Raw genomic sequence first — 24,163 nt, 5'->3', positions numbered from 1 at the left:
GCCATATGAAACCCAGTACTTATTCCAAAGAGCGACCCCATCTACCATCACTGACTGACCCCTGTGACCGTTGAACACGCGAAACAGGGTCTTACGAGGACCGTCCTGGCCCACCCTATGGCTCTCATCCGCCGCTTATTCAAGCTATTGCACGAACCATGGGGGATTAATCGAACACCTTTACCGGCTGATCTCTCAGAACAGTTAATTCAGAACACCCAGCGCGGCCCCACCTGCTCACACGAACTCTGCTGAACAAGTACAGCTGCTCTTGTGGCTGTTGGAGGGTCAATGTCTTCAACCACGCCCATAACTGGGTAACGTGGCAAGCTGTAGGCGTGCCTGGCCAGGGTTGAATCGGTTACCAGGCGCACATCGGTGCTGTGCCCATGAGTGATGACCCCAGGTAAAATCAACTGCACGCTTATAACAAAGCAGGCAATCAAAAGTGCCACTCCCAATACCCGACACCGCCAACAACCTTGACCTTCCTGCATCCCTTGCATCCTTGCTTTAACCCTGCGGAAGTTGTTACCTAAAAATGCTTGTATGCGGCTTCAAGTGGGGTAAATTTAACAAAACGCGACGCTGCATTTAGGCAAGTCTCATATTTGTTCAGATTTGCGCCTGAGCGATGCTTAAGAGAAATCGCCCGACTAAATTCAGCTCGCTCGTAAACTGGATATGGATATTTCCAAGCTATGCGTGTAGCAATACTGGATGACGAACAAGCTGAGCTCGACCGCATCACGCTAACCTTGCAAACCATTGCAACGCGCAGTGAAGTCCCCTGGAGCCTGCATGGTTTCAATCGGGGAGAGGAATTGCTTAAGCAGCTGAGGCGCGAGACCTTCGACTTGCTTATTCTCGACTGGCAGTTGCCAGACGTCAGCGGGTTGGCAGTTCTACGCTGGAGCCGAAAGCACCTTGAAAAGCACCCACCAGTCATAATGCTGACCAGCCGCAATGGCGAACATGATGTTGTGCTAGCGCTGAATGAGGGTGCCGATGACTACATTAACAAACCCTTCCGCAGCCAAGAGTTACAAGCCCGAGTGCTTGCCGTTTTGCGCCGCCAAGGCAGCATCACGCAAAACAAAAGCACTTCACTTGAGGTCTACGATCTGCTGTTTGATGACGCGGAGCAGCAAGTTAAGCGCAACAACCTGCCAGTCAACCTAACTGAACGTGAATACAGCCTGGCCAAGTGTTTAATCAGTAATATCGACCGACCCCTTTCCCGCGAATACCTCTACGAGCGTTTCTGGCCCCGCGAAGAGCTTCACTCGTCTCGCCCGCTCGACACACACATTTACCGCCTGCGTACCAAGCTCGCACTCACGCCCGAAAACGGCTGGCGACTCGCAACCATTTATGGTTATGGCTATCGTTTAGAGCGAATAGCCAGTGAATGACTAACCCTCAATGCATGCGTGGTGACAGTTACCCCTAGCCGCTGGCCGCGCATCTTGTTAAAGTCGCGACCCGCTCGCCCCTACTGACAGGGACGATGCACACGTTTAGGCAGTTACGACTCATCAAAAATAAGTCGCGACCGCCCCCTAAAGCCGGCCACAAGCCGGCTTTTTATTGTTTAAAAAAAGCACTGTTTATCTCGACCACAGTGCCTTTTTGTATGCAGCAATTTGAGTCACAGCAAGTCGATATTGACCCTTCCCAGCTTGCCGGTGAAACGGAACGGCGTGCTGTATTCGTGGGAAACCGTTGAGCCGCGTTCTTCACCAATATCCAGCGTTTCGGTGGCCGAAAAGCGCGCCGGGACCATATTGGCAATCGGGCCTTGTGCGACTTGCTGCCCGTTTACCATCAGTTTCGCCACGCCACCGCCAGCCCACTTTTTACTTTGCTGGGTGTATTCAAATACCACCTCAACGTTGCCGATTGGCAGCTCCTCAGCGGAGCGCAAGACATCGCTGTGCTTACCGAAGAAGTTGTTTTCATAAATCAGGTGATTGTCTTTGACATACAAAGTCCAGCCGCCGGAGCTGCCACCTTCTGCCGCGATTACCCCTTCAACGCCAGTGGCTGGCACCTCAAATGAGGTGCTAATACGGTGAGAGCGCATTTTCGTATTAGGTGCACTGCCTTCAGGAATACGTACCGTACCGGCGTAGTAGCTAAAAGACTGACGCCCACGCACTAACGAGGGCCGCGAGGGGTCCATGGCTCGCTCTACCCAACGATCATCCAGCGGGTAAACATGGTTAGCCTTGGCCTCTTTATCAAACAGTGTCTGCATTTCTTTGAGCTTGTCGGGGTACTGCGCGGCAACATCATTGGCTTGGGAGTAGTCCTCGGACAGGTGGTACAACTCCCAGCTGTCATTCTCAAAATCACCTTTGCGGTTGAGTAATTCCCAAGGCAGTCCGTGGCGCGCAGATGCCATCCAGCCATCTGCATAAATTGCGCGGCTGCCGAACATTTCGTAGTACTGGACCCGATGTCTATCAGGCGCGTTGATATCGTTCAAGCTATACAACAAGCTGACGCCAGAGAGCGGGGTTTGTACAGCACCCGATACCTGTTCAGGTGCTGGAATGCCGACCGCTTCATATATGGTCGGGGCAATATCGACAACATGGCTGTACTGACCACGCACCTGCCCGACTTGTTTAATATGCCCCGGCCAGGACATGACCATGCCGTTACGGGTGCCGCCCAAATGTGAGCCGACTTGTTTCATCCATTGAAATGGGGTATCGATCGCCCACGCCCACGGCACCGCAAAATGGTTTTCATGTTTATCGGTTCCCAACTCATCGAGTACCGCTAGTTGCGCTTCAATCGTGTCCGGGATGCCATTTTGCGTGGCCATATTGTTCAGTGTGCCAGTCATGCTGCCTTCTGCAGAACCACCGTTATCACCTGTAATGTAGATAACCAAGGTGTTGTCACCCCCGGGCAGTTCACGCACACTTTTCAGCATTCTCCCAGCTTCGTAGTCCGTGTAGGCAAGAAACCCTGCGTATACCTCCATCTGCCGGGCAAAGACTTTCTTGGCATCGGCGCTCATTGACTCCCAAGCAGGTAACTGCGGCGGGCGGGGCGTGAGTTTGGCATCGGCCGGAATCACACCCATTTTTTTCTGCCGGGCAAACACTTCTTCCCGGTAGGCATCCCACCCCTTATCGAAGCGGCCTTTGTACTTGGCGATCCATTCTTTAGGCGCATGGTGAGGCGCATGGGCAGCACCAGGGGCCCAGTACATAAACCACGGTTTATTCGGCGCGACTGAACTTTGCGCATGGATCCAATTGATGGAGCGATCAGCCAAGTCAGCACTTAAATGATAACCCTGCTCTGGTGTGCTTTTTGGCTCCACAGCCACCGTATTTTCATACAACTGCGGTTCAAACTGACTGGTTTCCCCGCCCATAAACCCGTAGAAATAATCAAAGCCTTTACCCGTTGGCCAGCGATTGAAGGGACCCGCAGAACTGGTCTCCCAGTCCGGTGTGTTATGCCACTTGCCGAACATTGCCGTGCTGTAGCCGTGATTCTTGAGAACCTCAGCAACGGTCGCGATTTCCGGGCCCCACATGCTGTTGTAACCGGGATAACCCACCGCCATTTCGGTAATCATGCCGCTCCCCACATCATGGTGGTTGCGACCCGTGAGCAAAGCCGCTCGCGTGGGTGAACAGAGCGCGGTGGTGTTAAAACGGTTGTAGCGCAAACCGTCGGCGGCGAGGCGATCCAGTTCCGGTGCTTGCACCAGCCCGCCAAAGGTCGACATCGCACCAAACCCAACGTCATCGAGCAAGATCAACAACACATTGGGTGCACCTGCGGGCGCCTTCAGGGGAGCAGGGAAGTCAGATCGCGAAGTTTTGTAGGTTTCGCCGATCTTGCCGGCAAAAGCGGGAACGGGCAAAGGCAGTACTTGGCCAGCAGCTTCTTCGGCATAGGCCAACCCAGAAAACACCTGCAACGCTTGAACAGTCAGGGCCAAGGACGCGGCCCGAATGATCATCATATGGATCTTCCTTTATTGTTATTTATCTCAACGCAGGCGTTGTAATTCGCCCACATTGAGTTGTTGCAGGCCCTAGCCCACCCGCGAGAAACGGGCGCAGCAAAGGCCGGCCTGATAGTTAGCTCAATTGATTGGTTGCGTGCAGCCATTCTTCAGAGCGGCGCAAACCTTCAACCAGGTCGACTTTAGGTTGATAGCCCAGCAAGCGTTGGGCTTTGGCGCTAGAGATGTCGCCCTTACGAGCGAACATATACATGGTGTCTGGTGTGACTTCGTCTTGGCGCTTGAGCAGTTTGTTGACGCTCCAGATGGCATGGGTCAAAGCTACCGCGGCCCACAGTGGCAGAGTGCGTGGTGAACCGCTGCGCCCTGCCCAGCGCCAGTGGTTGCCAAAGAATTCCTTACAGGTGGTCGCCGAATGCCCGCACAAGTGGAATACATGCCCCCGGGCCTCAGGTAACCCGGCGGCCAGCATTACGCCATCGAGCAGGTCATCGATGTACACCGGCGTGAACACGCCTTGACCACCATTGGGAAGAATCAACGCCCCAGCCTTGGCCATCTTCAGCGGCTCACTGAGCCAGGCGCGAGAGCCTGGACCATACACATCGCCGGGACGCACCACCGTGCAGTCAATTTCACCCGCAGCGTGCGCCGCCAGCACCATGTGCTCACTGGCACCTTTGGCAACGCCGTAGCGGTATTTTTCACCGATAACAACACCGCAATGCTCATCGGCTTGATCCGGGTATTCCCAACCCAGCGCGGCAATCGAGGAAAACTGCACAAAGCGCTGAGCACCGCCCGCAATGGCAACATCTAAACAGTTGCGCACACCGCGCACTGAGACCTCTCTGTAGGCTTGCCAAGTGGCGGCCAGAGAGACCACCGCAGCAGTGTTAATAAACAATTCACAGCCCTCGGCATGCTTTGCCCAGGCTTCAGGACGAGTCAGGTTACCCGCAATTACGTTGTTTGCCGGGTCGGCATGCAAATCCATGCCACGAACTTCGGCACCCAGCACCTTGTAGCGGTTGACCAGTGAGCGGCCGATAAAACCGCTGGCACCGGTTATAAATACAGAACGCGGCACTGCTGGCGTTTGCCCCGCCGATCCGATGGGCATTCTAAGGTCAGTCATTAGGGGCTCCCGAGAGCACTTGCCCACGTAGGTTTACGCATGCATAGCCGGCCCTGAAAGCCACATGGGAGCACGGGCAACGGTGCAGCCTTGAAAGCAACCTAGCGGTACGCTTGCATGGCGTTTTAGCAGATAGGCAGTGATTTAACGTCAGGTGCAAACAGTGCTTGGCGCTCGATGAGCGACTGGGCATGGTCATTATTGTTGTACTCATGCAGATGCTGGTGGAATAGGCTGAATCCACCTAGATACTGCGACTCTGCACCTGCAAATACTTGACCGTTACCGACAGTGTTTTACCAATTTATGCCAAACCAAAATGCTCTGCCAAACCACGCCAAGTGTCAGCTTGCCTATATTAGGCCTGCAAGTGAGCCCACCAAAAAAAGGACAAGGTGCTCGAGCCAAAACTGCGTGGTTGAACGGAGTGGACTGAGCCTGGTTTAGCTGCTGAAGCCAGGCTGCTGCACACTCAGTTGGCGGATCACGCTATCAAGATGTGCCCGCGCACTCTGCGCTTCCCCGATGCGCATTTGCGCTGCTGTTTTTTCGGCAATGTCTGGCCTGACTGACTGCAGAGGCACGCCGGTGCTCATCGCACGAAGCTGTACTTCGGCAGCGCGCTCTAAATAGTAAAGGTAGTCCCACGCCAACGCGGGGTCAGCGCCAATCACCATCACGCCGTGATTCTTCATAAACAGCACCTGTGCGTTACCCATTGCAGAGGCAATCCGCTGCCCTTCGCGGTCATCCAATGCCAAACCATTGAACTGTTCATCGACCGCCACCTGACCGTAAAACTTCAGCGCTGTTTGCCCAGCCCAGCGCAAGGGTTCACCTTCAAGCATGGCCAGCGCAGTAGCGTTTGGCATATGCGTGTGGAAGACCGCTACCGCGTTTGGCTTCAAGCGATGCACTTGCGCATGGATATAAAAAGCAGTGGTTTCAGGAACACCGCTACCGCACAAGACGTGTCCGTTAAAGTCGCAGATCAACAAGCTAGACGCCGTGACTTCGGCGAACGCCAGCCCAAAGGGATTGACCAGAAATAAATCTGAATGCCCCGGCACCAGCATTGAAAAGTGATTGCAGATACCCTCTGCCAATCCCAAGTGCGCCGCCATGCGCAAACAGGCGCTGAGATCGATCCGCGCAGCCTGGATCTCTGGCGTATCAAAATCGCCATGTTTGAATTCAAACTGAGTCATCCTGCGACTCCTTCATCATCGGCCCAGCCGAGGCTGCCAAATAGCGAGCGTAATTCATCAAGCGTTGTCAGCACGGCATCAGGCTGATAGTCCACCGGTGCGACGCGCCCTGTGCCTCGGTCGATCCAAATACAGTGAAACCCCATGTCCCTCGCTGCAACCAAATCTAGATGGGGGCTGGCGCAGATATGCAAAACCTGCGACCGCGTCACTCCGAGACTGGCATGGGCAAAATCGAACAGCCGGGGGTTGGGCTTGTAGGCTTGAGCCTGCTGCGCCGTGATAACCCGATCAATATACCCGCCCAACTGCGCCACGTTACCGGCGATGATCGCGTCGTCGGTGTTAGACACAATACTCAGGCTGAACCCATGCTGCTTCAACCAGTTCAAGGTTTCAACCACCTCAGAAAATGGCGGCATACGGCTGATACGAGCGACGAAAGCCTCACCATCAGCAGGCTCATAGCTGACGCCTAGATCCGTCAGGGTGCAACGCAACGCCTGTTCGGAGACCTGCCGGAAGTTCATGTAACTGGGTTGCTGCTCTAGGCTGTGTTCATATTCATCATAGATGCGGATGAAGTCCGCCTCGTGCTCACTGATGCCCTTGAGCGATAACAGCTCTCGGACGCATTTGAGCAAGCCCTCATCCCATTGAATCAGCGTCCCATAACAATCGAAAGTGAGCCATTGCGGTTTTGCGAAGCCTTGAAGCGACATGACGAATAACCTCGTGGGAGTTGGGTAAGCGTCAATCGTCGGCGCAGCAGACATAATTTAAAAATTAAATTATTATGAAAAAATAATTAATTTATCGAATTAACTGCAACGAGCTAGCCACCATGCTTGACCTTGACCTTCTGCAAACCTTCGTTAGCGTAGTCGACTCTGGCGGCTTCACCCGTGCAGGTGGCCGGGTGAATCGAACGCAATCGACCATCAGCCAGCAAATCAAAAAGCTCGAAGAACAAGTCGGGCGACCGCTGTTAATCAGGCACAGGGCCAGTAAGTCGGTTCAGTTGACCGAGGACGGCGAACGCCTGCTCAGCTATGCTCGACGGCTAGTCGGCCTGGCGATGGAAGCCAGCGACATGCTCAGCTCACAGGATCTGCGTGGCGTGGCCAGCCTTGGCGTACCTGAAGACTTTCCACTGGATCAACTTATCCAACTGCTAACCGGCTTTAATCAGCGCTTCCCGGATATCCGCCTCGACACGCGTAACGGCCTTAGTTGCGAACTCAATGAGCACCTGCAAAGCCGTGAGTTGGATCTGGCGCTGATCAAGCGCGATATCGAACAGGGTCCGGCAATCGCAACCTGGCCTGAACAACTTGACTGGGTTGCAAGCCCCCAATGGCAGCCGCAACAAGACAGCACTGCCTTGGTCGTTTACGAGCAAGGTTGTTTGTATCGTCAACGCGCCATTCGCGCACTCGAAGCAGCAGGTCGGCGCTGGCATATCGCATTCAGCTCCCAGAGTCTGGCGAGTATTCAGGCAGCTGTGTCCGCCAGCATTGGTCTAAGCCTGCTACCTCAAAGTGCGATACGAGCCGATCACCACATTATTACCGATCAGCTCGGTTTAGCCCCACCCGCGCCGACTGAGCTGGCTCTGGTTGCCTCAAGCAAAATCCTCAGCAACATCCAGCAGCGCCTGGCAGATTACCTCGTCGAACACCTGCACAAGAGCACTTAGCGTTTGACTTTAAACTCACGCGGATCAATACCCCACTTGTGCAAACGCGACGCCAGCGTTGTGGGTTTCAAGCCTAACAGCTGCGCCGCGCCACCCGGCCCTGATACCTTGCCATTGGCACGTTTAAGCATGGCCAGGGTATTGCTGCGCTGCTGAAGCAAAAACTGATCATCGGCCACGGGCGCTTCACCCTCGCAATGAGCTGAGCTCACAATCGGGTCAGCGCTCGATGCCAGCAGCTCATCAAAGCGCAAGCGTCCCTCCATCGAAACGATGACTTGGCGCTCAATTACATTCTGCAACTCGCGAATGTTACCCGGCCACAGATAGCGTTTCAGCACTTCAACTTGGGCCATGGGCATGCGCACATCGGGCTTGTTAAAAGACTCGCAGGCACGGCGCAGAAAGTGGCTGGCGAGCAAAGGAATGTCTTCAACACGCTCGCGCAGTGGCACCGAGCGCACTGGAAAGACATTGAGACGAAAATACAAATCCTCACGGAAAGAACCCGCACTGATCATTTCACGCAAGTCACGATTGGTTGCGGCAATCACTCGCACATCCACAGCGCGAGTAACGTTGTCGCCCACTCGTTCAAACTGTTGATCTTGCAACACCCGCAGTAACTTACTTTGCAGCTCCAGAGGAATCTCACCCACTTCATCCAGAAATAAGGTGCCGCCATCAGCCAGTTCAAAACGACCGACACGGTCATGTATAGCCCCGGTAAAGGCCCCTTTGACGTGACCGAAAAACTCACTCTCAAATAAATCACGGGGAATGGCAGCGCAGTTAACCCGAATCAACGGCCGATCGCTGCGGCGGCTGCTGGCATGAATAGCCCTGGCCACTAGCTCTTTGCCGGTACCCGACTCACCGCTGACCAAGACGTTGGCATCGGTAGCTGCGACCAGCTCAATCTGCCGGATCAAATGCATGACAGCAGGGCTTTCACCCACGATATCGTGGTGATTACGCTCAGCCTTGATCTCCTCTTGCAGGTACTGATTTTCAAGCTCAAGGCGCTGCTTTAACTGCTCGACTTCATTGAGTGCCTCACGCAATCTTAGCTCGGCTTGCTGGCGCTCGCGGATGTCACGGAATAACACCACAGCACCCACCAACCGGCCCATTTCGAAAATCGGCGTGCTGGTGTATTCAACAGCAATAGCCTCTCCGTTCTTGTGCCAAAACACCTCGTTATCCACCTGATGAATCTGACCGTCGCTGAAGGAAGCGTGTATCGGGCATTGCTGCACCGCAAAACGACTGCCATCAGAGTGGCTGTGATGGAACATTTGGTGCGCGTCATGACCGATCATGTCACTGGCACTCCAACCGAGAATACGCTCGGCCGCCAGGTTGACAAAAGTAGTCAGGCCTTTGGCATCAAGCCCGTAAATGCCTTCACCGACAGCGCCGAGAATCAACCGGTTCTGTCGCTCAATACGTTCGAAGACTTGCGAGATTCGCTCCCACCCCACATGACCGAGACGGTGCTGACGCCTCGCCTCAGAATGGTTACGGCGTTTCTCCAGCAGGTCACGCGGCTGAATCATGAACAGGATATTTTTGCCGTCCGCCATCAACCTGGCATTGACTTCGACAGCATGAGGTCTGCGCTGCAAATCGAGCACATTGAGGTCATCCGACCAGGCCTCGCCACGGGCTAACGTTTCATCGGTGAAGCTGACCCACAGCGCGATCCCATCGCCGAAAAAATGGCTAAAGCGCAAGTCCGCGCAATCGCCCGCAGAACACTTCAACAAGCTCAAGCCAGCAGCATTTACCTGCACCAATGCATCGGCCACCGGATCAACAATCAGCATCGCTTGAGGCGCACTGATAAAGGCTTCATCGATAGCTGAACGATTCATGGTTTGAGCCCTGCAAGAAACAGCAATGGGTAATGGTAGATTTATGAATACACGAAATATCGTTAATCGGTTAACTGAATTTCGTAAAAAACGAAATTTCGTGTTTCAGCTACACATTCAAGAGCAGAGTAAATTCATATTTTTCAAATAGTTATGTAAATTTTTCAAGTTGGCACAACTCTCGCTATCGACTTATCAACCCGCAGCGCCTCTGTAACCGCGCCGGCCCCACAACCTGTCAGATAAGAGACTCGCCATGAACAAAGAAGAAATGCACCACCTGCTAATGGCCGCCAAAGCCCGCAAAGAAATGAGCTGGGACAGTTTGAGCGAGGCCATCGGTAAATCCCCGGTATGGCTGGCATCAGTCTGCTACGGCATGAACAGCGCCACACCAGAAGTTGCCAAACACCTGTGCGAAGTGCTCGAACTGAATGATGAAGTGGCTGCAGCCCTGACTGCATTCCCAACCAAGACCTGGGACTTTGCAGTGCCGCAGGACCCGCTGATTTACCGCCTCTACGAAGTGGTCGGCGTCTACGGTGACACGCTCAAAGATGTGATCCAGGAGAAGTTCGGCAACGGCATCATGAGCGCCATCGATTTCGCCATGCATGTGGACAAGGTCGAGGACCCCAAAGGCGATCGCGTAGTTATCACGCTCAACGGCAAATTCCTGCCTTACAGCGTGTGGTAACGGACTGCTCATACCCGCAAGGCAGCGCCGCTCACGAGGTGACCTTCACAGGTCTGTGCCGACTTACAGAATCGCTGCCCACTTAATCCGCAAGGAGATCGCTATGTCCTATCTGATGCCCTCAGAGTTCGTCACCAAGATGGTCGACGCAGGTGAGTCCAAGGTTTATATGTCAACCCGCGACACACTGATTCGTGCGTATATGGCAGGTGCAATCCTGGCTCTGGCTGCGGTATTCGCCATCACCATCGCCGTGCAAACCGGCTCACCACTGCTGGGAGCCGTGCTGTTTCCCGTGGGTTTCTCAATGCTCTATCTGATGGGCTTCGACTTACTCACGGGCGTCTTCGTACTCACGCCACTGGCACTTCTGGACAAACGTCCCGGCGTCACGATCAGTGGTGTGCTGCGGAACTGGGGCTGGGTGTTTCTCGGCAACCTGGCTGGCGCACTGACCGTCGCCTTTATGATGGCTTTTGTTTTCACCTATGGCTTTAACACCGACCCAGGCGCGGTGGGTGCCAAGATCGCGGGCATTGGCGAAGCGAGAACCCTGGGCTACGCAGAGTATGGCGCTGGCGGCTGGATGACGATCTTCCTGCGCGGCATGCTGTGTAATTGGATGGTTTCTATGGGTGTTGTCGGTGCCATGATTTCTACATCGGTCAGTGGCAAGGTCATCGCCATGTGGATGCCGATCATGCTGTTCTTTTTCATGGGCTTCGAGCATTCCATCGTCAATATGTTCCTGTTTCCTTCAGCCATGATCATGGGCGGCAACTTTTCGGTCATGGATTACATGATCTGGAACGAGATCCCGACTGTGCTGGGTAACCTTGCAGGTGGTCTGGCGTTCACGGGTTTGACGCTTTACAGCACCCACATCAAGACAGGGGCCAAACGGGTAATGGCTTAACAACTAACCGCCTAGGCGCGACATAACGTTGTCCGTCCAGGCGGGCTTAATTTGCCCGAAAGCCTCGTCTCTGCTAGTGTCGCGAGCGATGTTTGCCCGTTGACTTCCCGCCGAGAACACCCGCCATGGCCCGCAAAAAAGCCGCTGTTGATTTTGAGCAGTCCCTGACAGAGCTGCAAAGCTTGGTCGAACGCCTGGAAAACGGCGAATTGTCGCTCGAAGACTCACTCACAGCCTTCGAACAAGGCATCCGCCTGACTCGCGATTGCCAAACTGCACTGGCGCAAGCTGAACAAAAGGTCAGCCTGTTGCTGGAGCGCAATGGCGAACTGGAGGAAGCGCCTTTCGACGCGGATAAGCAAGCATGATCGAAGCGTATCAGGCGCAGTGCCAGCAACGCGTGGATGCAGCTCTTGAGCGCTTGTTTGTTGCGCCCCAACAAGACCTGCAGCGGCTCTACCAGGCCATGCGCTACAGCGTCACCAATGGCGGTAAACGTGTACGCCCTCTACTGGCATATGCAGCCTGCGAAGCACTGGGCGGCGATGCCGAGCATGCCAATGGCGCAGCCTGCGCGGTAGAGCTGATTCACGCCTACTCATTGGTCCATGACGACTTACCGGCCATGGATGACGATGACCTGCGCCGCGGCAAGCCAACCACCCATAAAGCCTTTGATGAGGCCGCCGCAATTCTTGCCGGGGATGGTTTACAAGCCCTGGCCTTCGAAGTGCTCAGCAACCCGGAGTTGAACCCGTTGAGTGCTGAGTTGCGCCTGGCAATGATTGCCGCGCTTGCCCGCGCATCCGGTCCTGCCGGGATGGTCGGTGGACAGGCCATTGATCTTGGCTCAGTTGGCCAGGCACTTGATCAAGCTGCACTGGAAAACATGCACCGGCACAAAACCGGGGCCTTGATCGAGGCCAGCGTAGCCCTTGGTGCATTGGCCAGTGGCAAATCTGACCCGGCCAAATTGCACGCCTTGCAATGCTATGCCCAAGCCATCGGCCTGGCCTTCCAAGTGCAGGACGATATTCTCGATATTGAGAGCGACACCAGTACATTGGGTAAGACTCAGGGTAAGGATCAAGCCAACGACAAGCCCACTTACCCTGCATTGCTCGGCCTGCAAACAGCCAAAGGCTATGCCTTTGAGTTGCGTGACCAGGCCGTTTCAGCATTGCAAGAACTTGGCCCTGCCGCTGAGCCACTGCGCATGCTGGCGCACTATATTGTTGATCGCCGCAACTAGAACAGCAGCGACCGCCTGAGCAAATCGGGCGTCGTCAGCCTTTACCTCTAATCACTCAAATAAATACCTTATCGATCAGCCGGTAAGGCTTTGTTTACCTGCGCCGCAGAGTGCATAAGATGGGCACCAGAATAAAAATTCCGGAGCCGCCTGTATGCCCTTCTCAGCTTTGCTGATCGCCAACCGTGGTGAAATCGCCATTCGCATCGCCCGAGCCGCTGCAGAGATGAACCTGCGCAGCGTTGCTGTCTATGCAGAGGACGATGCGGCCTCCCTGCACATTCGCACCGCTGACAGCGCCGTTGCCCTCAAGGGTCGGGGCGTTGCAGCCTATCTGGACATCCAGCAACTGATTGCGATCGCCCTTGAACAGGGCTGCGATGCCATCCATCCTGGCTATGGCTTTCTTGCCGAAAACCCTGAGTTTGCTCGCCAGTGTGCTCAGGCAGGTATCGGTTTTATCGGCCCAAGCGCTGAAGTACTGCAATGCTTTGGCGACAAAGCCCAAGCCCGGGCATTAGCCGAACGCTGCAATGTGCCTCTGGTGCCTGGTATCAATCAGGCAATTGACCTGCAACAAGCGCAGGACTTTATGCACAGCCTCGGAGATTCGGCGGCGGTCATGCTCAAAGCTCTGGCCGGCGGCGGCGGTCGTGGTATGCGCGCGGTGTTTAAATCCGCAGACTTACCCGAGGCGTTCAAGCGCTGCCAATCCGAAGCCCGCAGCGCATTTGGCATTGACTCGCTGTACATCGAACAACTGGTCAGCAACGCCCGGCACATCGAAATTCAAGTATTAGGCGATGGCAGCGGCGCGGTCAGTCATCTGTGGGAGCGTGATTGCAGCCTGCAACGTCGCCAGCAAAAAATCATCGAAATCGCACCGAGTCCGGACCTGCCGCCAACCACCCGCAAGCACATGATCGATGCCGCACTAAAACTGGCCAGCGCCGTCAACTATCAAGGTATAGGCACCTTCGAGTTCCTGCTCGATAACGACCAACCTGAACAGTTCTACTTCATGGAGGCCAACCCGCGCATTCAGGTTGAGCACACCATTACCGAGCAAATCACTGGCGTTGACCTGCTGCAATGCCAAATCAAACTGGCCATGGGCTACTCACTGGGCGACCTTAACCTGCTGCAACCGCCGCAGATTAATGGCTGCGCGGTGCAACTACGAATCAACCTGGAAACCCTTGATACCGAGGGCAACACGCATCCGGCAGCCGGCATTCTAAGCGCCTATCAACCACCCAGCGGTCCGGGACTTCGTGTTGATGGCTACGGCTATCCCGGCTACAACGTCAGCCCGAACTACGACTCCTTGCTGGCCAAACTAATCGTGCATGCAGCGGATTATCCAAGTTCTTTACGCAAAGCCTACCGTGCATTGTGTGAGTTCAATATCGAAGGCGTGAGCCACTCGATCAGCCTGCTGCAAGCTTTGATACAGCGACCCGAAGTGGCGCTCAACCAGGTCAACACACGCTTTGTCGAAAGCCAGTTAACGACGTTGCTCAACGCCCAGAGCGGTGCCCACCCGCACCTGTATTTCAGTCACTGTCCCAGCTCATCAGACAGCCCTGTTGCCGCCAACCAAGTGCCACATGGCTGCGAGGCGCTAAAAGCACCAAGCAGCGGCGTGGTCATCAGCCTGGAAGTCGACACTGGCGATAGCGTTGCCAAGGGGCGAACCATTGCTGTGCTGGAGGCTATGAAGATGGAGTTCGAGGTCAAGGCCGAGCAAAGCGGCATTGTCCATAGCCTCGCGGTAGAGCCCGGCACTATCGTCACTCAAGGGGCGGCGCTTTTGTTTATCGAACCTGCGCATATCGCCGATGAGCAGTTGCTCAATGAAGAAGGTGTCGATCTTGAGCATATCCGTGCAGACCTTGGCGAGGTGCTTGAGCGCCACGCCATCACCCGCGATGAACGACGCCCCCACGCAGTCGCCAAGCGGCGCAAAACCCAACAACGCACCACTCGGGAAAACCTTGCAGATTTGCTTGATCATGGCAGTTTTAGTGAATACGGCGCGCTGGCCATTGCGGCACAACGGCGTCGACGCTCGCTGGATGAGCTCATTGAACAAAGCCCTGCCGACGGCTTGGTTGCAGGCACCGGCACCGTAAACGCAGAGTTGTTCGGCAATAAAGCCGCGCGCTGCATGGCAATCGCCTACGACTACACAGTATTTGCAGGCACCCAAGGGGTCATGAATCACAAGAAAACCGATCGCATGCTGCAACTGGCCGAGCAATGGCGCTTACCCTTGGTGCTGTTTGCCGAAGGCGGTGGCGGCCGCCCTGGCGACACCGACTTCGTTGGCGTTGCCGGGCTCGACTGCCACACCTTTGTCGGCATGGCCAAGCTCTCTGGCTTGGTCCCGTTGGTCGGTGTGGTGTCTGGCCGCTGCTTTGCGGGGAATGCCGCATTGCTGGGCTGCTGCGATGTGATCATTGCCACTCGCAACGCCAGCATTGGCATGGCCGGACCAGCGATGATTGAAGGCGGCGGGCTGGGCAGCTTTAGCGCAGAGCAAGTCGGCCCTACCAGCGTACAGAGCCCCAATGGGGTGATTGACCTGCTGGTCGAGGATGAAGCCCAGGCAGTGCGTGTCGCCAAACAATACCTCGGTTATTTTCAAGGTGCGCTAAGCACTTGGCACTGCGCTGATCAACGCCAATTGCGCCATTTGATTCCTGAGAATCGCTTGCGCGTGTATGACATTCGCCACGTCATTGAAACCCTTGCCGACCACGACTCGGTACTGGAACTGCGCCGCGAGTTTGCACCGGGCATGATCACCGCATTCATCCGCATCGAAGGTCAGCCATTTGGCTTGCTTGCCAACAATCCTGCCCATTTGGGCGGTGCCATTGATGCCGTGAGCGGGGACAAAGCCGCGCGCTTTATGCAGCTGTGCAATGCCTTTGACATTCCCCTGGTGTCGTTGTGCGACACCCCTGGCTTTATGGTCGGACCCCAAGCAGAGCAACAAGCCACAGTGCGCCACGTCTCACGCATGTTTGTCGCCGCTGCCAGTCTCAGCGTACCGTTCTTTACCATCGTTCTGCGCAAAGGTTATGGGTTGGGCGCACAAGCGATGGCAGCTGGCAGCTTCCATTCACCGCTGTTTACGGTTGCCTGGCCCAGTGGCGAATTCGGTGCGATGGGCCTTGAAGGTGCTGTTCGCTTAGGCTTTGCCAAAGAGTTGGCAGCGGCTGAGTCAGATCAAGCGCGCCAGCAACTCTTCGACAAGCTGGTCGCCAAGGCGTATGCCAATGGCAAGGCGATCAATATGGCAAGCTTCCTTGAGATTGATGCGGTAATTGACCCTGAACAAACCCGTAGCTGGTTGACTCGCGGCCTCAACTCAACGCCTGCGCCTGCAAATAACCCTCAAAAACGTGGCTTTATCGACACCTGGTGATGCCTAAACTACGCCCCCAAGCCAGCAGCGTGCTGGCTTGGGGGTAGAGACAGGTGCTGATTGGCCACTTCTTATTTGGGTACTGCACGGGGCTTCGGGTAAACTGGCGCATCTTTGTATTAATAACGATTCGCCTGATGCCGACGACTTTCCAAGAGATTCCCCGCGAACGCCCGCTGACGCCTTTGCTTGACCGTGCGAATACGCCGACCGAGCTGCGCCGATTGGGTGAGGCCGAGCTGGAAACCCTGGCCGACGAACTGCGCCAATACTTGCTCTACACCGTCGGCCAGACCGGTGGTCACTTCGGTGCGGGCTTAGGCGTGGTCGAGCTGACAATTGCTCTGCATTACGTGTTTGATACTCCAGATGACCGTTTGGTATGGGATGTTGGCCATCAAGCCTATCCGCATAAAATCCTGACCGGTCGCCGCGAGCGCATGAGCACCTTGCGGCAAAAAGACGGCGTTGCTGCCTTTCCACGCCGCAGCGAAAGCGAATACGACACCTTTGGCGTCGGCCACTCAAGCACCTCAATCAGTGCAGCGCTGGGCATGGCGGTTGCCGCCAAGATACAGGGTAGCAACCGTAAAAGTGTTGCCGTCATAGGTGATGGCGCACTGACTGCAGGCATGGCGTTCGAAGCGTTGAACCATGCCTCTGACCTTAAAGCCAATATGCTGGTGGTGCTCAACGACAACGACATGTCGATCTCGCGCAACGTCGGCGGGCTGTCGAATTATCTGGCGAAAATCCTTTCCAGCCGCACCTACGCAAGCATGCGTGAAGGCAGCAAGAAAGTACTCTCGCGCCTTCCCGGCGCGTGGGAAATCGCCCGTAAAACCGAAGAGCACGCCAAAGGCATGCTGGTTCCGGGCACCCTGTTTGAAGAACTCGGCTGGAATTACATTGGCCCAATTGATGGCCATGACCTGCCAACTATGCTGGCCACGCTGCGCAATATGCGCGACCTGGAAGGCCCGCAGTTCCTGCATGTCATCACCAAAAAAGGTAAAGGCTTCGCCCCGGCAGAGGCGGATCCCATTGGTTACCACGCCATCACCAAGCTTGAGCCGGTCAATCGTCCTGCTGCGCAAACCGCCGCAAAAAAACCTTCTGGCCCTAAGTACTCCAGTGTATTTGGTCAGTGGCTGTGTGACATGGCAGCGCAAGACTCGCGCCTGCTCGGCATCACCCCGGCGATGAAAGAAGGTTCCGATCTGGTTGCCTTTAGCGAGCAATACCCAGACCGCTACTTTGATACGGCTATCGCTGAACAGCACGCGGTTACGCTCGCTGCGGGCATGGCCTGTGAGGGCAGCAAGCCAGTTGTCGCGATCTACTCGACCTTCTTGCAACGCGCCTATGATCAACTGATTCACGACGTTGCGGTGCAGCACCTCGACGTATTGTTCGCCATTGACCGCGCAGGTTTAGTGGGTGAAGACGGGCCGACCCATGCGGGCAGCTTCGATATCACCTACTTGCGCTGCATCCCCGGCATGCTGGTGATGACCCCAAGCGATGAGAACGAATTGCGCCGCATGCTTACCACCGGCCACCTGTTTGACGGCCCCGCGGCTGTGCGCTATCCACGCGGCACGGGCCCTGGCGCGACCATTGAAGCCGGGCTTGAGCCGTTGGAAATCGGCAAAGGCGTTGTCCGTCGGCAAGGCAGCGGCACGGCAATGCTGGTATTCGGCGTGCAACTGAGTGAAGCCTTGAAAGCCGCTGAAACACTGGATGCGACTGTTGTCGACATGCGCTTCGTCAAGCCTATCGATGAGGCGTTGATCCGCCAGCTAGCTGCCAGCCATGAACTGCTGGTAACCATTGAAGAAAACAGCATCATGGGCGGCGCTGGCAGTGCAGTCAGCGAGTTTCTGGCACAGGAAAATGTGCTCAAGCCAGTGCTCCACCTTGGCCTGCCCGACCTCTACGTCGAGCATGCCAAACCGTCACAAATGCTTGCCGAATGCGGCCTTGATGCAAAGGGTATCGAGCAGGCAATTCGTCAGCGTTTGGCTGTTATCAAGTAATAACTAACCCATTGCCGCAAACTCGGTAATGGGTTTTATCGTGATTGACCGAGGTCGCTGTCAGCCGCAAGGCGCAGCGTGAAAAGGGAAGCAGGTGCGTCTATGACAATGCCTGCGCTGCCCCCGCAACGGTAACCGACAGTGCTGAGCCCTTGAGCCCAGCACAGCGTTTTTCGACAACCACTGGGTTAGCCCGGGAAGGTGAAAAACGCTGTCGGCAGCCCGGAGACCTGCCTCGTTGCAATTTTGACTGGTGTTGCGGAGGGCATCACCGTCAAGTGCGGGTCTCTGTTGGCCAGCGCTTGTCCCTGCCCTCCTCAAAAGCATTGTACTTTTGAGGTTGTTTAATGAAGTTTTCCCGCATTTACTTGGCGCTCACTATGGCCCCATGCCTGGCCACGGCCGCTCAATCAGCCGAGCCTTATCAGGCCACGCCTCTGGTTATTACCTCGGGCCGTCAGGCAGAGCCGATCAGCAAAGCCACCGCCGCTATCACTGTCTATGAACGCAAAGACATCGAACGCCTACAAGCCGGTGACGTGCTTGACTTACTCGCTCGCACGCCGGGTGTCAGCGTCCAACGCAGTGGCGGTAGCGGCTCACTCAGCGGGATATTTATTCGCGGCACTTCGACAGCGCAAAGCTTGGTGTTGGTCAACGGCCAGCGCATTGCCGGCAGTTCCAGCGGAACAGCCAGCCTCGAACAACTCAACCTTGATCAAATCGAGCGCATCGAAGTGGTTCGTGGCAGCCGCTCAGCGCTCTATGGTTCAGACGCCATTGGTGGCGTCATTCAGATTTTTACCCGCAGCGGTGAACAAGGCCTGCACCCGCGCCTTAAAGTAGGTTACGGCACCTATGGCACTTGGCAGCGCAGCCTGGGATTGTCGGGCGGCGACGAACAGACCCGCTTCGACTTAGGAGCCTCGCTGGATGAAACCGATGGCTTTGAGCGCACCAATCTAATCGGCAGCGAAGACAGTGCCTATCGCAACAAAGGCTTCAACCTCAGCCTGTCGCATAACTTTAATGACAGGCTTGAAGCCGGTATTAACCTGCTGCGTCAGTCCGGGCAGAGTGAATACGACTACAGCTTGTCACCGACCCAGGCCGCCGACACTGACTTTGAAGAATCCACTGGCAGCGCTTATGTGCAAGCGCAATTGAACGAAAACTGGACGTCACGCCTAGAGCTGGGTCATACCGAGAACCGCCAAACGTCGCACGACCCTTATGGCGGCTCAGTATTCAATACCTACCGCGACCAAGCCAGCTGGCTTAACACCATTGAGTTTGCTGAGCAGCAACAACTGATGCTCGGCTTGGACTGGTACGAAGACCGCCTCAACAGCTCGACAGACTTCAACGAAAACTCGCGCTGGAATAAAGCAGCATTTATTCAGCACCGGTATGACAACGACCTGTTCGGCACTGAGCTCGGCCTGCGTCATGATGACAATGAAGCCTTTGGGAGCGAGAACAGCTGGAATGCGGCCTTCACTTGGCACGTGAATAACGATAACGACTTGATTGCGTCATACAGCGAGTCCTTCCGCGCGCCAACCTTTAATGATCTGTATTACCCAGACGATTGTTTCCCCGGCTTTGGTTGTACGGTGTATAGCAACCCAGATTTACAACCGGAGACGGCGCGCAGCTATGAGCTGCAGTGGCGCTCGCGCTTGTCGCCGACCAGCTCATTGGAAATCTCCGCTTACCACACCCGCATTGAAGACGCGATCGTCACCAACAATGCACTGGACGGCAATCAGTCAAACAGCATCGATGCCTTCCGCCCGGAAAATATTGATGAAGCGACCATCCACGGCCTGGAAATTGGGCTTAAACAACAAATTTTCGGCTGGCACACCAGCCTCGGCTACAGCTTGGTCGATGCGCGCAATAGCAGCGGCAGCGGTAACAACGGCAAACGCCTGAGCCGTCGTCCAGAAAACACCTTCACGGCGGATATAGACCGCAGTTTCGGTCAGTTCAATGTCGGCGCGAGTTGGCTAGTGGCCAGCCATAGTTACAACGACCTGGCCAATAGCCAAGAGATACCGGGCTACGGCGTGCTGGGCCTGCGTGCGGGCTGGAATGCCCCCAACGACCTGCGCTTTGATCTGAAGCTGGACAACCTGCTTGACCATGACTACTACCAGGCCAACGGCACAGCCTTCGATAGCACCACCTTCGCTCAAGTCCCCTTCCACTACGAGGAAGCTGGGCGCACCGCGTTGGTTTCAATGACCTGGACACCGCAGCTCTAACAACGCCGCCAAAGAAGCGTAGCCAGGTGGTCAAGGTGAAGCTTGACCACCGCGGTATCGAAATCAAGCGGAAATCATTGGCAGCAAAGGGTGGCCGAAAAAACTAGCCCCCCCGTGACAATCGACAGCCGTCGATGCAAACCTATCAATGCTTGATGTCGACGACACCGTAGACCTTGCGCGAATAGACATAAAACGCGAGCCCTACAGCCGACCAGCCACCCACCAGAACCCATTCGATTGGCAACAATGCCGAAGGTGCAATGGGGGTGTAAAGCAGCACCAAGCCGAGGGATAAAATCAGCGCAACATACCCCACCCATGGGCCTTTTCCGGCGCGAAACGGGCGCTCCATCTCAGGTTCTTTTTTACGCAGCACAATAAAAGACAGCGCCACCATCGAATAGGCAACCACGATACCCAGACCGCCAGCATCGACCAGCCACACCATCGCCTGGCGGCCGAATAAAGGGGCAACTATCGAAAGCGCACCAATCAATAAAATCGCATTGACCGGGGTTTTGTAAGTGGGGTGCAATTTGGCCAAGAACGCGGGCAGCATTTTGGCTTCGGCCATGGCATACACCGCACGCGACCCGCCGATTAGAAATGCATTCCAGCTGGTCAGAATCCCGCCCAGACCAGCAAGCACCAGCAGCTTCCCGGCCCATGCTCCGCCCAGTACAGCGGTGGCTGCATCTGCCGTCGCCAGCTTGGTCCCCGCTAAGGCTTCGGCATCCAAGGCACGCCCTGTGGCATACATAATCAGAATGTACCAGGCCACGGCCATCAAAACAGAAACGATCAAAATGATGCCGATTTTGCGATACGGCAAATCAATTTCTTCAGCCGCTTGTGGGATAACGTCAAAGCCAACGAACAAAAACGGCGTCATGATAATGACCGAAAACACCCCGCCCATTCCGCCAACAAATAACGGCTCAGTGTTGGCACTCGAGCCGTTGAACAGTGAGCCACTGATCAGCATGATGCCAACCACAATGATCAACACGGTAATCACCGCTTGAAACATTGCACTGGCCTTTACCCCGCGGATATTGAGCCACGTCATGCCGATTGCACCGACAATACCCACCATTGCCCAGGTGAAATAAACATCCCAGCCAGCGATTGAATACATCAGCCCGGCTTTGTATCCGGGGACTATTTGCTCAAGCACAGTGGGCAAGGCGACGGCTTCAAAGGCCACCACCGAAACGTAACCAAGAATGATTGCCCAAGTGCAGAAAAACGAGGCCCCAGGACCGAGCGCACGGTGGGCATAAACGTGTTCACCGCCATTTTGCGGCATGGCTGACGCCAGCTCTGCATAAGCCAGGCCGATCATAATCACCGCGGCACCACCGATAGCAAAGGCCAACATTGTGCCGCCTGTACCGGCGTTGCTGATCATGGTTCCGGCAAGTACTACCCAACCCCAGCCAACCATTGCGCCAAAGGCTAGCGCGATGACATCTTTGGAGCCCAGCACGCGGGCAAATTTTGTGTTGTTGACCATGGTTCCTCCTTGAGCCAAAAATACTTAACCATCCATGTCTAAAGCATCTGGTATCACCCAAATAGCTGACAGACTTAGATGCCACAAGGTTTTCAGGTTAACGGCTAACAAAGGGCGCAAGCAAGGAAGGGGCTCGAATCAGTCGGTTTTAGCTAGAATAGCGTCGGCTTGGGCGCGCACTTCTACTGCGCTCTGGCGAGCACTTGGCAGAGTTGAGCGGTCGCGTTGAGCATTTGAAAGCTCGGCCGTTCAAGGCCTTTATCCGGCACTAGCCACAGTTGCTTGCGCGCCACAGCCTTGATGTTAGGCCAGCGCTGCCAGGCCTCCAACTGAGCACTGCTGCCAGCCAAAATCACATCAGGATTAAGTTGCAAAACAGCTTCAACACTGACTTGCGGTGCCGGCAATTTCAGATTGGCAAAGATGTTTTCAGCGCCACACACGCGCAGAGCATCGCTGATAATTTGCTGGCCGCCGAGGGTATACAGCGGCTTATCCCACACCTGATAAAACACTGACAGCGGCCGCTCACGGTGATAACGGCTGCGCAAATCAGTCAGGCCTTTGTGGAACAGCTGCTGCAGTTGCCGACCTTGCTTGGCCCGACCAATGCGCTGACCGATCTCAGCAAACTGATCAGCGAGGGTAGCTAGGGTATGGGGCTCAGCAATAAGCATTGGGATGCCAAAGGCTTGCAACTGCTGACGCTGAGCCTGACTGATGCTGCCGGGCCACATGAGAATCAAATCAGGCTGCAACGCTAACAAGGTTTCCACCTCAAGCTGAGCATAACGCCCAACCGAGGGTAAGTCCGCCACTGCGTCAGGCCGTGGACCGCCGTCGAGTACGCCGACCAACTGCGCCTTGGCACCGAGCTCAATAACGATTTCAGTTAACGAAGGGGCCAGACTGACAATTCGTTCTGCCGCTAACACCGGCGCAGATAAACCAAATGTCAGCAGCAGAGTCAGCAGTAGACAGCGCATTAACTGAGCTGGCGGGGAATACGGTAGAGGTAAAGAATAACCAGGCTCGACAGCGTCAACAGAATCAGCGGAACCGCTTCAAGGCTGGTAAAAACCGCGACCGCAGCTATCCAGGCAGGCAAGCTTGCACCGAGAAAAGCTTTGCGCCGTGTTTTCGCAAGCGCCTGCCAAGCGGCCGGTTCAGCGTCGCTATCGCGTGCTTTCCCAGTGGCGATAAGCGCATGCTTGTAGGCGTTGAACAGCGGCAGACTGATAAACATCGACAACATACCGGCGATAAAAAACGGCATCGCCAATACGCCGGGTTGGCGGCTGGACTCGAACAGGACATTGATAGTGATAACCGGCACTAAAACCAGCACCAACTGCCACCACCACAAAATCGAAAAATGGCGACGCACCTGCGCACGATTCACGCTTTTTCCTCGACCTCGGCTTGGTGCAAGCTGCCAAGCATATGGCCAAGCTTGCCTGCCTTGGTCGCCAGATACTTTTTGTTGTGCGGGTTGTGGTCAATCTGCAGCGGGACGCGCGCAGCCACATTGATGCCCATATCGCCCAGCGCTTTGACTTTACGCGGGTTGTTGGTCATCAACTTGAGTTCTGCAATGCCAAGGTGGTCGAGCATTGGTTTACAGATCGCGTAGTCACGTTGATCGGCACCAAAACCCAAACGCTCGTTGGCTTCAACAGTATCAGCGCCACCATCTTGCAGCTCATAGGCACGGATTTTATTGAGCAAGCCAATACCACGGCCTTCCTGGCGCAAGTAAAGCAGCACGCCACGGCCTTCTGCGGCAATCGCGCTCAGCGCGGCTTCTAGCTGAAAACCACAATCGCAACGCAAGCTGAACAGAGCATCACCGGTCAGGCACTCGGAATGCAAACGGCCCAGCACGGGCTCACCATTGGCAACATCGCCAAATGTCAGGGCAACATGCTCTTTGCCTGTGGCTTCTTCGAGAAAGCCATGCATCGTAAAGACGCCAAAAGGCGTAGGTAATTGGGAGGCGGCGACGAACACGACTGACACCCTGTGCTCCTAGAGTAAGTAAGGAATATGGGGGTGCATTGTAACAGCAGCCAATCGTAACCGGTCAGCTTGAATTACTGATGATAAGTATCA

At 55.3% G+C, this 24,163-nt stretch carries 19 protein-coding genes and 1 riboswitch; of the genes, 9 read left to right on the top strand and 10 right to left on the bottom strand.

The window, feature by feature from the left end:
• Nucleotides 1-209 precede the first annotated feature (209 nt).
• Nucleotides 210-497, bottom strand: coding sequence for a hypothetical protein (locus tag ACIGCM_RS17785; protein WP_397503390.1), 288 nt, complete (start codon nucleotides 495-497; stop codon nucleotides 210-212).
• 204 nt (nucleotides 498-701) lie between these two features.
• Between ACIGCM_RS17785 and ACIGCM_RS17780 the strand changes: the two genes are divergently transcribed.
• Nucleotides 702-1,415: a response regulator transcription factor gene (locus ACIGCM_RS17780; RefSeq protein ID WP_397503389.1), complete on the top strand. Its 714-nt coding sequence runs from the start codon at nucleotides 702-704 to the stop codon at nucleotides 1,413-1,415.
• A 236-nt stretch (nucleotides 1,416-1,651) separates the two neighbouring features.
• On the opposite strand, the gene ACIGCM_RS17775 is transcribed toward ACIGCM_RS17780, so the two are convergent.
• The 4 genes from ACIGCM_RS17775 to ACIGCM_RS17760 form a co-directional block, all read right to left on the bottom strand.
• Nucleotides 1,652-3,997 carry an arylsulfatase gene (locus ACIGCM_RS17775; protein ID WP_397503388.1) on the bottom strand — a complete coding sequence of 782 codons (2,346 nt, stop codon included), beginning with the start codon at nucleotides 3,995-3,997 and terminating at the stop codon, nucleotides 1,652-1,654.
• Between the two features lie 118 nt (nucleotides 3,998-4,115).
• Complete coding sequence (locus tag ACIGCM_RS17770; protein WP_397503387.1) at nucleotides 4,116-5,138, bottom strand: NAD-dependent epimerase/dehydratase family protein; 1,023 nt, start codon at nucleotides 5,136-5,138, stop codon at nucleotides 4,116-4,118.
• A 443-nt stretch (nucleotides 5,139-5,581) separates the two neighbouring features.
• Nucleotides 5,582-6,346, bottom strand: coding sequence for an aldolase (locus ACIGCM_RS17765; protein WP_397503386.1), 765 nt, complete (start codon nucleotides 6,344-6,346; stop codon nucleotides 5,582-5,584).
• A complete protein-coding gene (locus tag ACIGCM_RS17760) occupies nucleotides 6,343-7,068 on the bottom strand; it encodes a haloacid dehalogenase type II (RefSeq protein WP_397503385.1) in 726 nt (241 codons plus the stop codon). Before ACIGCM_RS17760 ends, ACIGCM_RS17765 begins: the two co-directional genes overlap by 4 nt.
• A 122-nt stretch (nucleotides 7,069-7,190) precedes the next feature.
• Here ACIGCM_RS17760 and ACIGCM_RS17755 point away from each other — a divergent pair, with 122 nt between their 5' ends.
• A complete protein-coding gene (locus ACIGCM_RS17755; RefSeq protein WP_397503384.1) occupies nucleotides 7,191-8,045 on the top strand; it encodes a LysR substrate-binding domain-containing protein in 855 nt (284 codons plus the stop codon).
• Here ACIGCM_RS17755 and ACIGCM_RS17750 read toward each other — a convergent pair.
• Nucleotides 8,042-9,922 (bottom strand): sigma-54 interaction domain-containing protein, encoded by a 1,881-nt coding sequence (locus ACIGCM_RS17750; protein ID WP_397503383.1) that lies wholly within the window; start codon nucleotides 9,920-9,922, stop codon nucleotides 8,042-8,044. The two genes, ACIGCM_RS17755 and ACIGCM_RS17750, sit on opposite strands and share 4 nt — an antisense overlap.
• 256 nt (nucleotides 9,923-10,178) lie before the next feature.
• Here ACIGCM_RS17750 and cynS point away from each other — a divergent pair, with 256 nt between their 5' ends.
• From cynS to ACIGCM_RS17715, 7 genes are all read left to right on the top strand, one after another.
• Entirely contained in the window at nucleotides 10,179-10,619 is a 441-nt protein-coding gene (gene cynS / locus ACIGCM_RS17745; RefSeq protein ID WP_397503382.1) for a cyanase, read from the top strand.
• A gap of 103 nt (nucleotides 10,620-10,722) precedes the next feature.
• Nucleotides 10,723-11,535 carry a formate/nitrite transporter family protein gene (locus ACIGCM_RS17740; protein ID WP_397503381.1) on the top strand — a complete coding sequence of 271 codons (813 nt, stop codon included), beginning with the start codon at nucleotides 10,723-10,725 and terminating at the stop codon, nucleotides 11,533-11,535.
• Between the two features lie 125 nt (nucleotides 11,536-11,660).
• Nucleotides 11,661-11,903 (top strand): exodeoxyribonuclease VII small subunit, encoded by a 243-nt coding sequence (locus ACIGCM_RS17735; RefSeq protein ID WP_397503380.1) that lies wholly within the window; start codon nucleotides 11,661-11,663, stop codon nucleotides 11,901-11,903.
• A complete protein-coding gene (ispA, locus tag ACIGCM_RS17730; protein ID WP_397503379.1) occupies nucleotides 11,900-12,787 on the top strand; it encodes a (2E,6E)-farnesyl diphosphate synthase in 888 nt (295 codons plus the stop codon). Before ACIGCM_RS17735 ends, ispA begins: the two co-directional genes overlap by 4 nt.
• 154 nt (nucleotides 12,788-12,941) lie before the next feature.
• Nucleotides 12,942-16,223, top strand: a complete 3,282-nt coding sequence (locus ACIGCM_RS17725) for a carboxyl transferase domain-containing protein (RefSeq protein ID WP_397503378.1) — start codon at nucleotides 12,942-12,944, stop codon at nucleotides 16,221-16,223.
• 137 nt (nucleotides 16,224-16,360) lie between these two features.
• On the top strand, nucleotides 16,361-18,262 hold the full coding sequence (dxs, locus tag ACIGCM_RS17720) for a 1-deoxy-D-xylulose-5-phosphate synthase (protein WP_397503377.1): 1,902 nt from the start codon (nucleotides 16,361-16,363) through the stop codon (nucleotides 18,260-18,262).
• Nucleotides 18,263-18,296: 34 nt separating this feature from the next.
• A riboswitch (cobalamin riboswitch) is annotated at nucleotides 18,297-18,515 on the top strand.
• A 94-nt stretch (nucleotides 18,516-18,609) separates the two neighbouring features.
• Nucleotides 18,610-20,532 carry a TonB-dependent receptor domain-containing protein gene (locus tag ACIGCM_RS17715; protein ID WP_397503376.1) on the top strand — a complete coding sequence of 641 codons (1,923 nt, stop codon included), beginning with the start codon at nucleotides 18,610-18,612 and terminating at the stop codon, nucleotides 20,530-20,532.
• Between the two features lie 145 nt (nucleotides 20,533-20,677).
• Here ACIGCM_RS17715 and ACIGCM_RS17710 read toward each other — a convergent pair whose 3' ends face one another.
• The 4 genes from ACIGCM_RS17710 to ribA form a co-directional block, all read right to left on the bottom strand.
• Complete coding sequence (locus ACIGCM_RS17710; protein WP_397503375.1) at nucleotides 20,678-22,051, bottom strand: APC family permease; 1,374 nt, start codon at nucleotides 22,049-22,051, stop codon at nucleotides 20,678-20,680.
• A 182-nt stretch (nucleotides 22,052-22,233) separates the two neighbouring features.
• Complete coding sequence (locus tag ACIGCM_RS17705; RefSeq protein ID WP_397503374.1) at nucleotides 22,234-23,037, bottom strand: cobalamin-binding protein; 804 nt, start codon at nucleotides 23,035-23,037, stop codon at nucleotides 22,234-22,236.
• Nucleotides 23,037-23,453, bottom strand: coding sequence for an MFS transporter (locus ACIGCM_RS17700; protein ID WP_397503373.1), 417 nt, complete (start codon nucleotides 23,451-23,453; stop codon nucleotides 23,037-23,039). The genes ACIGCM_RS17705 and ACIGCM_RS17700 overlap by 1 nt, the downstream gene beginning before the upstream one ends.
• Nucleotides 23,450-24,070 (bottom strand): GTP cyclohydrolase II, encoded by a 621-nt coding sequence (gene ribA, locus ACIGCM_RS17695; protein WP_339490071.1) that lies wholly within the window; start codon nucleotides 24,068-24,070, stop codon nucleotides 23,450-23,452. The genes ACIGCM_RS17700 and ribA overlap by 4 nt, the downstream gene beginning before the upstream one ends.
• Nucleotides 24,071-24,163: the final 93 nt, after the last annotated feature.

The sequence above is a fragment of the Pseudomonas sp. NPDC078700 genome (assembly GCF_044542375.1).
Classification (GTDB): Bacteria; Pseudomonadota; Gammaproteobacteria; order Pseudomonadales; family Pseudomonadaceae; genus Aquipseudomonas.
The sequence above is the reverse complement of the archived record's forward strand: the minus strand, read 5'-3'. Positions and strand labels throughout refer to the sequence as shown.

Bases quoted from the DNA above. Each gene is read 5' to 3' on its own strand.
- ACIGCM_RS17785 (WP_397503390.1), bottom strand. From the start codon at position 497: ATGCAGGAAGGTCAAGGTTGTTGGCGGTGTCGGGTATTGGGAGTGGCA.
- ACIGCM_RS17780 (WP_397503389.1), top strand. From the start codon at position 702: ATGCGTGTAGCAATACTGGATGACGAACAAGCTGAGCTCGACCGCATC.
- ACIGCM_RS17775 (WP_397503388.1), bottom strand. From the start codon at position 3,997: ATGATGATCATTCGGGCCGCGTCCTTGGCCCTGACTGTTCAAGCGTTG.
- ACIGCM_RS17770 (WP_397503387.1), bottom strand. From the start codon at position 5,138: ATGACTGACCTTAGAATGCCCATCGGATCGGCGGGGCAAACGCCAGCA.
- ACIGCM_RS17765 (WP_397503386.1), bottom strand. From the start codon at position 6,346: ATGACTCAGTTTGAATTCAAACATGGCGATTTTGATACGCCAGAGATC.
- ACIGCM_RS17760 (WP_397503385.1), bottom strand. From the start codon at position 7,068: ATGTCGCTTCAAGGCTTCGCAAAACCGCAATGGCTCACTTTCGATTGT.
- ACIGCM_RS17755 (WP_397503384.1), top strand. From the start codon at position 7,191: ATGCTTGACCTTGACCTTCTGCAAACCTTCGTTAGCGTAGTCGACTCT.
- ACIGCM_RS17750 (WP_397503383.1), bottom strand. From the start codon at position 9,922: ATGAATCGTTCAGCTATCGATGAAGCCTTTATCAGTGCGCCTCAAGCG.
- cynS (WP_397503382.1), top strand. From the start codon at position 10,179: ATGAACAAAGAAGAAATGCACCACCTGCTAATGGCCGCCAAAGCCCGC.
- ACIGCM_RS17740 (WP_397503381.1), top strand. From the start codon at position 10,723: ATGTCCTATCTGATGCCCTCAGAGTTCGTCACCAAGATGGTCGACGCA.
- ACIGCM_RS17735 (WP_397503380.1), top strand. From the start codon at position 11,661: ATGGCCCGCAAAAAAGCCGCTGTTGATTTTGAGCAGTCCCTGACAGAG.
- ispA (WP_397503379.1), top strand. From the start codon at position 11,900: ATGATCGAAGCGTATCAGGCGCAGTGCCAGCAACGCGTGGATGCAGCT.
- ACIGCM_RS17725 (WP_397503378.1), top strand. From the start codon at position 12,942: ATGCCCTTCTCAGCTTTGCTGATCGCCAACCGTGGTGAAATCGCCATT.
- dxs (WP_397503377.1), top strand. From the start codon at position 16,361: ATGCCGACGACTTTCCAAGAGATTCCCCGCGAACGCCCGCTGACGCCT.
- ACIGCM_RS17715 (WP_397503376.1), top strand. From the start codon at position 18,610: ATGAAGTTTTCCCGCATTTACTTGGCGCTCACTATGGCCCCATGCCTG.
- ACIGCM_RS17710 (WP_397503375.1), bottom strand. From the start codon at position 22,051: ATGGTCAACAACACAAAATTTGCCCGCGTGCTGGGCTCCAAAGATGTC.
- ACIGCM_RS17705 (WP_397503374.1), bottom strand. From the start codon at position 23,037: ATGCGCTGTCTACTGCTGACTCTGCTGCTGACATTTGGTTTATCTGCG.